At 41.3% G+C, this 11,516-nt stretch carries 11 protein-coding genes; 5 read left to right on the top strand and 6 right to left on the bottom strand.

What is annotated here, in order from left to right; translation table 11 throughout:
- Nucleotides 1-4 precede the first annotated feature (4 nt).
- The 3 genes from SFU91_00065 (at nucleotide 5) to SFU91_00055 (ending at nucleotide 2,663) form a co-directional block, all read left to right on the top strand.
- Nucleotides 5-799 (top strand): hypothetical protein, encoded by a 795-nt coding sequence (locus tag SFU91_00065; protein ID MDX2127412.1) that lies wholly within the window; start codon nucleotides 5-7, stop codon nucleotides 797-799.
- An 11-nt stretch (nucleotides 800-810) separates the two neighbouring features.
- Entirely contained in the window at nucleotides 811-1,215 is a 405-nt protein-coding gene (locus tag SFU91_00060) for an HIRAN domain-containing protein (GenBank protein ID MDX2127411.1), read from the top strand.
- Between the two features lie 152 nt (nucleotides 1,216-1,367).
- Nucleotides 1,368-2,663 carry a PQQ-dependent sugar dehydrogenase gene (locus SFU91_00055; GenBank protein ID MDX2127410.1) on the top strand — a complete coding sequence of 432 codons (1,296 nt, stop codon included), beginning with the start codon at nucleotides 1,368-1,370 and terminating at the stop codon, nucleotides 2,661-2,663.
- Here SFU91_00055 and SFU91_00050 read toward each other — a convergent pair.
- From SFU91_00050 to mutS, 4 genes are all read right to left on the bottom strand, one after another.
- Nucleotides 2,638-3,156: a GNAT family N-acetyltransferase gene (locus tag SFU91_00050; GenBank protein ID MDX2127409.1), complete on the bottom strand. Its 519-nt coding sequence runs from the start codon at nucleotides 3,154-3,156 to the stop codon at nucleotides 2,638-2,640. The genes SFU91_00055 and SFU91_00050 overlap by 26 nt on opposite strands.
- A 76-nt stretch (nucleotides 3,157-3,232) precedes the next feature.
- Complete coding sequence (rpmA, locus tag SFU91_00045; protein ID MDX2127408.1) at nucleotides 3,233-3,496, bottom strand: 50S ribosomal protein L27; 264 nt, start codon at nucleotides 3,494-3,496, stop codon at nucleotides 3,233-3,235.
- Nucleotides 3,497-3,526: 30 nt separating this feature from the next.
- Nucleotides 3,527-3,823, bottom strand: a complete 297-nt coding sequence (gene rplU / locus SFU91_00040) for a 50S ribosomal protein L21 (GenBank protein MDX2127407.1) — start codon at nucleotides 3,821-3,823, stop codon at nucleotides 3,527-3,529.
- A 131-nt stretch (nucleotides 3,824-3,954) separates the two neighbouring features.
- Complete coding sequence (gene mutS / locus SFU91_00035; protein MDX2127406.1) at nucleotides 3,955-6,597, bottom strand: DNA mismatch repair protein MutS; 2,643 nt, start codon at nucleotides 6,595-6,597, stop codon at nucleotides 3,955-3,957.
- 249 nt (nucleotides 6,598-6,846) lie between these two features.
- Here mutS and SFU91_00030 point away from each other — a divergent pair, with 249 nt between their 5' ends.
- A complete protein-coding gene (locus tag SFU91_00030) occupies nucleotides 6,847-8,475 on the top strand; it encodes a CAP domain-containing protein (GenBank protein MDX2127405.1) in 1,629 nt (542 codons plus the stop codon).
- A 163-nt stretch (nucleotides 8,476-8,638) separates the two neighbouring features.
- Here SFU91_00030 and SFU91_00025 read toward each other — a convergent pair whose 3' ends face one another.
- Nucleotides 8,639-10,021: a TolC family protein gene (locus SFU91_00025; GenBank protein ID MDX2127404.1), complete on the bottom strand. Its 1,383-nt coding sequence runs from the start codon at nucleotides 10,019-10,021 to the stop codon at nucleotides 8,639-8,641.
- A gap of 236 nt (nucleotides 10,022-10,257) precedes the next feature.
- On the opposite strand from SFU91_00025, the gene SFU91_00020 reads away from it, so the two are divergent.
- Nucleotides 10,258-11,250 (top strand): hypothetical protein, encoded by a 993-nt coding sequence (locus SFU91_00020; GenBank protein ID MDX2127403.1) that lies wholly within the window; start codon nucleotides 10,258-10,260, stop codon nucleotides 11,248-11,250.
- A 36-nt stretch (nucleotides 11,251-11,286) separates the two neighbouring features.
- Here the strand turns inward: SFU91_00020 and SFU91_00015 are convergent.
- A partial coding sequence (locus SFU91_00015; GenBank protein MDX2127402.1) for a hypothetical protein occupies nucleotides 11,287-11,516 on the bottom strand: 230 nt, incomplete at its 5' end.

Genomic DNA, 11,516 nt, shown 5'->3' with positions numbered 1-11,516 from the left:
TATTATGATACCGCAGACCCACACACTAACAAATGATTTGAAGAAGTGCATCAATAAGCTTAAGGAAACCTATGCAGAGCTTTTTTTAACCTTCGATAATATGATTCAAGTTCAAAAGCCAAATTTGGAAGCACTCTATCAAAAGGAGATAGGCCAATTTGAATTGGAAGTTTTTTTTCTTCATTGCGATTTAAAACGACTTCAACGAAAAAAAGAATTGATTCAAGCTGCATTGAATAGGAATGAATATCCCAATGAAAAACAGATTGATAAAATTCTTGAAACTGAATTTGAAGAATGGAAGGTATCTTTAAGAGTTTGGGCAGAATCCGTTGAATCCTCAAAAAAACATTTGAATTCTCAAATGAGTTCTGAAGTTAGCAAACAATTAACAAGTCTTTATCACGCTTTGGCAAAAACTTTGCATCCCGATTTAAACCCAAATCAGACTGAAGTACATAAAGGGCTTTGGTATTCAGCCCTTTATGCCTACGAAAATCGTGATATAGATGCCCTGAAAACGCTTTGGGACTATGTGACAACATCAATTCCGATAAACTTTGAAAAAGAGGAAAGCCATTTAGAGACATTGATGCAGGAAAGAGAAACGTGGGAGGTAAAAATCAACAAAATTAGCTCTAAAATTTCAAACCTTTCGCTTGATGTACCGTTTCGTTATAAATCAATTTTATCCGATCCGGCTCAGATTGAAAATAAAAGAAATGAAATTGAAGGATTAAAAAAAAATCTTCAGATGCAAATAGAACAGCTTAAAGCTAACATAAATTTATTGACTTAATTCTCTTTGCAATGCCAAATCTCTCGCCTTTCAACATCCATTTAGGGAAATATTTAAATGAGGTTACAGATGGAAAAAGCCCTCTTCCCCTCCCATTCACAAAAGAAATTCTTCTTCTTGAAACCTATATAGCCGGAACTTTTCATTTAGAAAATCCTGACCCTGAGACACTATCAAAAACTCTTCGTAAAAATGACCGACTAAAATTAATTCGCGAACAAGAAAATCTTTATGACGAATTTGCAATTCGTGTTGAAACAGAACGCGGTGAAAAAGTTGGCTATGTGCCAAAGAAAAATAATGAAGTGATTGCGCGGTTAATGGATTGCGGGAAATTAATCTATGCAACGATCGACGAGTTCAATTTTGTTTACGAGAGGCTTTCGATTGAAATATCAATTTTTATGACAGATTAATTCGATCATTGTGTTGACATGTGCCAATCCCTGCTGCTTAAAGTTTAATTTTCTCAAAAGGAGTTACTTCACAACAAATGAAACTCTTTTTGCTTGACTCTGCTCGTGAAAAATTTTAACCACTTTCATTTCACACATTTTTGTTTTGGATTATGACTCAACAGCAAAATGTTTTCTCATTGACTCACCTGACTCTTATTTGTTGTCTTCTCTTTTCTGCTTCTTTCGTTCTGGCTCAACCATCCGGCGTAAGGTTAACCCCAATTAAAGATTTAAAACTTCGCTCGGTTGCACTCGAAATCCCCGAACAGTATAAAGGATTGATTGAACCCAAAATAGTAAACCTTCCTCAGGGTTGGCGCGCCAAAGTATTTTATATCGGTGGAAATGGCCGCCCGAAACTTGATAAACCCCGCTTTATGGCGTGGTCGCCGGATAGCACCATTTATGTTGCGAATAAAAACAGCGGCGAAATTATTGCCCTGCCCGACCGCAACCGAGATGGCGTAGCGGATGAAGCATTTATTGCCGCAGAAGGTTTTGACTCGCCCCACGATGTGGCCTTTTATCAAGATGCTCTTTATGTTACCGAAGAGCGCCGTGTGTGGAAATTAAATGATGACGACCGCGATGGCCGCTTTGAAACCCGCTCCGTTTTCATCAATAACATTGCCTCCGGTGCCACTCAACCCGGCGGCGGTCACGATACCCGCACTCTTGCCTTTGATGAAAAAAATGGAAAAGTGTATCTCTCCATCGGCTCGCTTTGCAATGTATGCCGCGAAGACTACCGCGCCATCATTGAAGAATACTCAATTGAAGGGAAGAACCGAAGAATTTATGCGAGTGGAATTCGCAACGCTGTGGGGCTCACGGTTCACCCAAGAACCAATGCACTTTGGGCAACCAATAACGGAAGCGATAATCAAGGCAACGATATTCCACCGGAGTGGATTGATATCATTCGCGATGGCGGTTTTTATGGCTACCCGATTGCGTATGCCCACGGGGTTTATTTTGATTTTTATAAAGGCAGCCGAGATTACGAGCGTCTTTTGCCCATCACCAAAGAAGACTCCGCACGTGTGCGCTCAATGAAGCAACCGGCTGCACTTGTTCAAGCCCATTCCGCTTTGATGGCTATTGAGTTTGCAAACGAAACATTTCCAAAGGAGTTTAAGCGCGGGGCATTTGTGGCGTATCGCGGTTCGTGGAATCGTAACCCTGCAACAGGATACAAGGTCGTATATCTCGATTTCGATAATGATTTTGATTTGGAAGCCAATTCCGTCTCCGATTTCCTAACAGGCTTTGTACCGAAATATGATGGCTCGCGGCCCGAGCGTTGGGGAAGGCCTGTTGGATTGCTCACCGACCGCCGAGGTCGCTTATTTATAGGCAGTGATGATACCACACATCTGATTATCTGTGTGTATCCTTCCCAATAGTATGGCCTTCGATTCTTTTTGAGTAAATGAGCTTATCATCGCCAAGGTCATAAAAGTCTCGAATGGTCGCTTCTAATGTGCAACCGATACGTTCATAAAATTGACGCGTCGCCTCATATTTAGGTTGTGAGGAGGTTTCAATGACAAAAAGTCTTCCACCCATCTTTGCCGATTCCATTTCAGCATAAAAAAATAATTTTTTTCCCAGCCCTTTTCCTTGGGCTTTAGGATGAACAGCAATCCAGTATAAATCGAAGGTGCTGATGGTCATTGGTGTTTTCCCAAAACAGACATAGCCTTCAACGGTTTTTGATTCATCGTTGAAAGAAACAGCAATGTGATAATCCTCCGGCGTAAGCTTCCCTTGTTTCGATAGATTTTCTTCAACGAGTTCCATCGCAACTTCAATCTCATCGCTTCTGAAGGAATTCGTTTCCCAGAGAAGTTTTCGAAGAGGTTCTTTATCCTCCGCTTTCAAAGAGCGTATTGTCATAACTAAAATTTCGATGAATAAAAAAAGGCTGTTTATCCGGAAATAAACAGCCTTAAAGTCTTAATGAAACAAGCTTTTACGCTTGTGCCACAGGCGTGATATGAACAAAAGTTCTATCTTCTTTACCGGTCTTGAAAAGAACGGTTCCGTTGGTTAAAGCAAAAATGGTATGATCCTTGCCCAAGCCAACATTCTTTCCGGGCTTATAGCGCGTACCGCGCTGGCGAACAATAATTGAACCTGCGCTTACAGTTTCTCCGCCAAAAGCTTTAATTCCCAAGTATTGCGGATTGGAATCGCGTCCGTTCTTCGTCGACCCTGCCCCTTTTTTATGTGCCATCGTCGTTAGTGTTTAGTGTGAATTAAAATATTATCCAACCGAGACAATTTCAACTTTGGTCAAACCTTGTCGGTGACCTTTTGTCCGGCGGTAACGCTTGCGACGTTTTTTCTTGAAGATCAAGACTTTATCGTCCTTAAAGTGTTCTAAAACTTTTGCAGTGACCGTAAGTTTTGGTGAAAGTTTGGTATTTGCACCGTCCGCAGTCAGCAATACTTTATCAAAGGTAATTGTATCCCCTACATTTGCTTTTTGAGTCGGAACATTAATCATATCCCCGGCTTCTACAAAAAACTGCTTATCAGAAATGGAAACGAGCGTTTTCATTGTTCAAAAATCGCGTCTAAATTTTTCAAAGTGAGCCGCAAAGATAGGTGTTTTCTACCAATCTGCAAAGGAATCGAACTCCTTTTAATAAAAAACTTTGCTTTAACCTTCTTTCCGGAGGCAATTCATTATCATAGCTTCTCGGCGAGTCGTTTTATCTCTGCTAATTTTAAAAGGGCTTCGATTGGCGTAAGTTTATTAACATCAATTTTATCAAGTGCTTCCTTCACTTTTGAATCCCCAATTTCAAAAAGGGAAATTTGATAAAAATCATCCTTCGGTTTGACCTTCGAAAACCGCTCTGCCTTTTTCCCCTTTTTTCCTTTTGAAGGAGACGAGTCCCCGTCATTGAATGCCGCAGCTTCAGCCGATTCCAATTCACCCAAGATTTCTTTGGCGCGTGAAATCACTTGTTCCGGCAACCCCGCCATTCTTGCAACTTCAATACCAAAACTGCTTTCAGCCGCACCTTTTTCAATCCTTCTTAAAAAGATTACCTTTCCTTCGCTTTCCGCAACGGTCGCATGAAAATTTTTAAGCCTTGAGAGTTGCGTTTCTAATTCGGATAATTCGTGGTAATGCGTTGCAAACAGAGTTTTTGCGCCAATCACATCGTGCAAATATTCAGTCATCGCCCAAGCGATTGACATTCCATCGTAAGTGCTCGTTCCTCTCCCCACCTCATCAAGCAGAATCAAACTCTTTGCGGTGGCATTATTAAGAATTGCGGCGGCTTCATTCATTTCAACCAAGAAGGTACTTTCACCCTCAGCCAAGTTATCCGAAGCACCCACACGGGTGAATATTTTATCAACAATTCCCACGCGCGCCCGCGCAGCAGGGACAAAACTCCCGATTTGAGCCAATAGAACGATTAATCCGGTTTGACGCAAATAAGAACTCTTGCCCGACATATTCGGTCCGGTTATCAACATCACGCGCGTTTGGTGATTGAGCAGGGTGCTGTTTGGAACATAAGTTTCGCCCACGGGTAAAATTCGTTCAAGCACCGGATGCCTACCCAATTCTATTTCTAGCTCATCACCTTCATGAAGTTCAGGGCAAACATAATCATACTCTATCGCCGCGGTTGCCAACGAAAGCAGGGTATCGAGAAGTGCGATAGAAGCGGCATTTCTTAATATTAGACCCGATTCTTTCGATATTTTTATTCGTAATTCCTGAAAAAGTTTTACTTCTAACTCCGCGATGCGCTCTGCAGCATTGAGAATTTTCTCTTCATATTCTTTCAACGCCGGAATCATAAATCGCTCGGCATTTACCATCGTTTGTTTACGCTCGTAATAATCAGGGACTTTTGCGCGGTTTGCGTTACTAACCTCGATGTAATAACCAAAGACTTTATTGTAAAGTACCTTCAGAGATCCGATTCCCGTCTTTACCCGCTCTTCTTCTTGGATTTCTAAAAGTCTGTCTTTTGCATGAGAGGAAAGTGTTCGATACTCATCGAGTTCAGGCGAGTAGCCTTCTTTAATCACACCGCCTTCGCCTAAAGAATTTGAAGCATCGGGATTTAACGCCCGTTCTATTTCATCTTGGATTTCCTTCATTTCATAAAGTCCATCCCAAATTTCTTTGAGCAGTTCAGGAAAGGGCTCAGCGGGTATGTTCAAAAGAATCTCTTTAATTTTTGGGACTAACGCCGTTGAAGCATAAAATGCTAATATCTCTTTTGGCAATGCCCGATGTGTTGCTATTCTTGAAAACACGCGTTCAAGATCACAGATGTTACTCATCAATTCACAAAGTGCTGTGCGAATTTCCTTTGAACCTACAAAGGCCCTTACGGCATCAAGCCTTGAATTTATTAAGGATAAATCTTTCGAAGGACGGGCAATCATTTTTTTGAAAAGCCTTGCCCCCATTGAGGTTTGAGTTTTATCCAATACTGAAAGCAAAGAACCTTCTCTTCCCCCATTCTGAAGTGTTGCGGTTAATTCAAGGTTTCGCTTTGTTTGTGGGTCAAGCGACATCACACTGCCCATATCAAAGGGCGTAATTTTTTGGATATAAGAAAGTTTTGCGCGTTGTGTTTCTTGTAAGTACCCAAGAATTACTCCCGCAGCGATTATTCCTTCTTGAAATCCATCAATCCCAAAACCTTTAAGGGAGTGGGTTTGAAAATGCGTGGTGAGCGTTTCTCTTGCAAAGTCACCCTGAAATCGCCAGTCTTCCAATTCGGTAAAGGCAGATTCAGTGATAAATTTTTTTATCTCCGTGATTCTCGCTTTTTCTGATTTTGAAATTAAAACCTCAGCTGGGTTAATGGTACTTAGTAAATCCTTGAGATCGGCAAGGTGTATTTCAGATACTTGAAATTCGGCTGTTGTCGCATCAATAAATGCCACGCCCACAATCGTTTCCTTTTTTTGATATGAAAAATGGAGGGCGGTGAGATAGTTGTTTTTTCGTTCACTTAATAGTTTATCGCTAAAGTTTACGCCCGGTGTTATGATATCCGTAATTTCTCTTTTGACAATTCCCTTTGCAAATTTTGGATCCTCCATTTGATCGCACACAGCAACTCGAAATCCTTTCCGAACCAACTTTTCTACATATCCGTCAAGTGAGTGATGCGGGAATCCGGCAAGCGGCACTTCAGAGGCCGCGCCGTTCGAGCGTTTGGTTAATACAATCCCTAAGGCTGCCGATACTTTTTTGGCATCGTCATTAAATGTTTCATAAAAGTCACCTACACGAAAAAGAACAACCACATTGGGATACTGCGATTTTATCTTCTCGTATTGCCGCATCAGCGGCGTTTCTTCTCCTTTTGGCAAAGCTTATTCAATTTTTTTATAAAATAATCTCTTCGTTTGAATTCACGAATAAACCAATTCACTGAAATGACATATTTGTGTCATTGTTATGCAAAAAACGCACATCTATATTCAAGTTGATTGATTTCACTCTTGGAAATTTCATTTGAAGTGCAGTTTTAACGAAATATAGAATTGCGAATTTCCAATTTGGCTTTATTTGATTTCTTAAAGACATCTGATATGAAAAAGAAACCACTTTTTTTCCTAATCCTTTTTTGTTCAATCTTTTTTTCTGAGACAATCCCTCTCCGCGCGCAACTTGTCGGGAAAGTTAATTCTATTTCATTTAATGCCGATGGCGAACTTGTTGCCGGAGCGGGACGCGAAGGGAACATTTATATTTTTAATGCAGAAAGCGGCGAGGAACTCCGGGTTATAAAGGGCGCACACAAAAAGGCAATTCGATCTCTTGCTTTTAGCCCTACCGATGAAACGCTTTTGGTTACAGCAAGTGACGATCGACTCATTAAAGTTTGGAATGCCCGCACCGGAAAGCTACTCCAATCGATGAGCGGGCTCAAGCGTGATATCCTCTCTGTTTCCTTCAGTTATGATGGAACAGTTATTGCCACGGGTAGTTACGATAACACCATTCGCTTTTGGGATGTATCAACCGGTGAATTGCTTCGAACAATGGAAGCAGGTCTGGATCAAATTTCAGCACTTACTTTCAGCCCTAATAGCCGCGTCATTGCCGCTGTAATGAGTTTTGGCTCAATTGCTTTTTGGGATGTTCAAAAGGCAAAGCTTTTAGCCTATGCCAAAGATCATTATGTTAAAGGTATGGCATTTAGCCCCGATTCAAAATTTCTTGCAACTGCAAGTCAAGATGGCAATGTTCGGCTTTGGAGTATGGTAACAGGAACGGTTGCTCAAACGCTAAAACATAATGCTGCCATTGAAGTTAATGCCGTTGCTTTCAATACCGATGCCCAATTATTAGCAAGCGGAAGTTCCGATAATTTTCTTCGTATTTGGGATCCGCTTACAGGCAAGTTGCTTTTCGAACATATGGATACCGATTTTGTTTATGCCGTCGCATTTAGTCCCGATGGAAGTCAATTGGCAAGCGGAGGCGATAGCAAAGCAATTCGCTTATGGAAATTTCGAGAACCGGTTCAATCAAAAAAACGCCGCCGTTCAAAACCAGAGCCGCCACCCGAACCGCCATTGCCACCACCAACTGCCGATATCCCAAAACATGCTGATGCTCCGCCCACTCCTGCTTCGTCTTCAAACAACAATTCGACTTCAATGAGCGCTCTCGAAAATGAAGTGGTCTCTGAATTGAACCGTGCACGAACCAACCCGCAAGCCTACGCAGCTGAATTAGAATCGATAAGGCCTTATTTCAAAGGCAAACGCTTTGAAAAACCCGGTGAAACAGCAATCATTACCAGCGAAGGCGTTGATGCCTTGGATGAAGCGATTCGGTATCTTAAAGGTGCCAAGCCGATTGGTGCCTTGAAAAGTTCAAACGGTTTAGCGAAAGCAGCCAAAGATCATTGTAATGATCAAGGACCAACGGGAAAAATTGGACACACCGGTTCTAATGGATCTGATATGGGATCGCGAATGAATCGTTATGGAACTTGGAAAATGAGCGCCGGTGAAAATATTGCCTACGGCTCAAAAACAGCGAGGGAGATCGTGATTCAATTAATTGTTGATGATGGTGTACCAAGCCGTGGTCATCGCGTGAATATCTTCAACAGCTCGTTTAATGTTGTGGGAATTGGGATTGGTGCACATTCAGTTTATCGAACAATGTGCGTTCAAAACTTTGCTGGTGGATATGATGAGAAGTAACCAATCATTTCAAGGGCTTTAACACTTTCAATCCGTTTAATTTCAGCAATAAAAAGGGCTTCTTTTCGGAGAAGCCCTTTTTTGTTTTTGAAGCGAACTAAGCAGTAAGTTTAATTTGCTTTAACTGCTGATGCAACTTATACAAGCACTTAGTGAGTTAAAATCACTTCTTTGATTCTGATTTTGCGAATTTAGTCGCCACCCCTAATGCTTTATCCAGATTGGCTTTTGCAATCAGGAAATCATACACCGCTTGAAGGTAATTTCCTTTTGCTTGAGCGAGTGCAAGTTCTGCATCTGAAACCTCTAAAAGTGAAACCAAGCCTTGCTGCCTACGGCTTCTGGTAATCTCATAACTTCTTTCGGCAGACTGAACCGTTTTTAATTGTGAAAGGATTCGCTTTCTAGATTCTTGAACGCCCGAAAGACTCACCCGAACTTCGGCGCGGATAAGTTCTTTCAGATTTTCAAATCGAGTTTCTGATTGCTTCTTTTCAATCTCTGCCTTTTGAACCTTTGCATCTGTCTTAAATCCGTTGAAAATGGGAACATTCAATTGAATTCCAAGAGAGTACTGACTAATGAAGTTATATTTTGAAAATTCAAAATTATCGGTAAGGGTTAGCGTTTGAAATTGTGCGAAAGCGTCTAAAGTTGGAAGGTGATTCGAAAACTCAGCGTCGATTAAGGCTTCGCTTGCATCCACTTGCAATTTTAATTGTTCAACCTCTGGGCGTTCGGAAAGTGCGGTGGCATAGGCTTCTTCAAAAGCAATTGGGGCTTGAAGTCCATTTTCTTGAAGAGAATCACTGAGTGAGATATTATCGGTAGCGCTGATTCCGATCTTTGTTTTCAAAACCGTGAGCGCGATATCGATTCCTGTTTCCGCTTTAATACGACTGGGCCGAAGATTTTCAAGGGCGACATACGCTCTTAATGTGTCAAGGTCGGAGGCTAACCCTTGACGAAAAAGCCCTCTCGTGTCATTCAAAGCCAATTCATATCGCGCTATACTCTGATCGATGAGCTTCAATTGCTCTTGAACAATGAGCACATCATAATAAGATTTTTTTACATCGGTAATGGTTTGAGCCATTGTCGCTTCAACACCCTTTTGACTCAAAGTTGCAAAGATATCTGCAGCTGATATTGCAGCGTAAACCACACCGCGATAAAGTGGTTGCTGAAGTGTAATTCCTGCATTTGCGCTATTTACTCCGGAAAGTGTAATGCCTTGAAAACCAGTTGCACCCGGATTTCCGAAACTGCGAGGGAAAAATTGTGCGGTTTGAAAACTATGCGTAAAGTTACTTGAAAATGAAATGGAAGGCATTGCATTTCCCCACGCCTCACGAACCGATTGGTCGTTTTTTTCACTTTCTAATTTAGAAATCTGCAATTCACGATTATTTTCCAAAGCAAGTGTGACTGCTTCATCAAGAGATAAAATCTTCACTTGGGCTCGTAGCGGAACAATTAACAATGCCGTTACGCCTATAAAAAGAATAACGAGCAGCCGTTTTGGCGTTTTGATAAGCGATTTCATAAAATGGTTTTCAGTGAAATTTTGAACTTTCAGGAACATAATGACCATCAGTTATTTAATGACTTGCAGTCATTTTGTCGATTAACGAAGAGAAATTGAGTAAAGTTTCGGATTTTTGAGAAAGTGAATGTTTTTTTATCTCTTTTTCTGATTTCAGACTTTGTTTTGCAAAGAATCGTCGTTGTGTTTAGTAAATTTACCCGTAATTCATTCAATAAACTTATTCAAAAATTCCTATGGCAAAAACAAAAAAAGGCACGATTGAGCGAAATCAAAAAGGTGAAACCTTGAAAATCGGTGTTCTCCGTGGGCAGGAAAACAGTTTTCCTGAAGGCCTTATCGCCAATATAAATCGGGTTGCAGAGTCATCGGGCAAGAAAATTTCTGCAGAATTTGTTCGTGCCGGCGGTGCAAAAATGGCTGAGCCGTGTGAATATACAGTCATTCTCGATCGTATCTCTCATGACATTCCTTTTTACCGTGCTTATTTAAAGAATGCTATCCTGAGCGGAACTTATGTTGTTAACAACCCTTTTTGGTGGAGTGCTGATGATAAATTTTTTAATTATGCAGTCGCGGATAAAATGGGCATCCCTGTTCCAAAAACGGTTTTGCTTCCCAGCAACCAACACCCACCGAACACAACCTCCGATTCAATGAGAAATCTCATTTACCCTCTCAATTGGCAAGAGTACTTTGAGTATATCGGGTTTCCTTTTTGGTTTAAGCCACATTCAGGCGGTGGATGGAAGAATGTTTATAAAATTCACAATGCTGATGAATTTTTTAGCGTCTATAACCAAACCGGAGACTTGGTTATGGTCATGCAGGAAGACATTGATTTTACTGAGTATTACCGCTGCTATTGTGTTGGGAAAAAGCATGTTCATATTATGCCTTATGAACCGCGAAACCCGCATCATCTCAGGTATGTTGCCGATTTCAAACCAACAGAGGAAATGAAGAAAAAACTCGAAACCTATTGCCTCGACATTTGTAATGCGTTAGGCTATGAACTCAATACACTTGAATTTGCAGTTCGAAACGGAATCCCGTACGCCATTGATTACCTCAACCCGGCACCGGACGCCGATTTTCACTCCGTTGGTCACGACAACTACAATTGGATTATTAACACAATGACGAATTTCCTGATAGAAAAAGCCGAACAAGTCGCTGAAAGTGGCGCTGAAGCTCCTTATGATTGGGTGAAATTTTTGTCAAAGTAAAAACAGATTGCGTCTGTTTACTTAGACTAAGGCGGGTTAAACCGCCTTTTTCATTTTAGATAATCCTTCTCTTCGGCATAATTCTTTCATACGTTTGTACTGCCTCGAATCTTTTGAGGTACCAACTATAAAGGATTCGGAAGTTTGAGAAATGAGAAAATGATGGGGAAATGGGCTAAAGGCTTGTAAATGCAAGCGAAGGCGGGCGGTGGTGGTGAAAGCCGAGGTTTGAGAAAAACTTCCGGTTTGTTCCGTGTGGCGGTGAT

This window comes from Chloroherpetonaceae bacterium (assembly GCA_033763895.1).
In the GTDB taxonomy this organism is placed as follows: domain Bacteria; phylum Bacteroidota; class Chlorobiia; order Chlorobiales; family Thermochlorobacteraceae; genus JANRJQ01.
The sequence above is the reverse complement of the archived record's forward strand: the minus strand, read 5'-3'. Positions and strand labels throughout refer to the sequence as shown.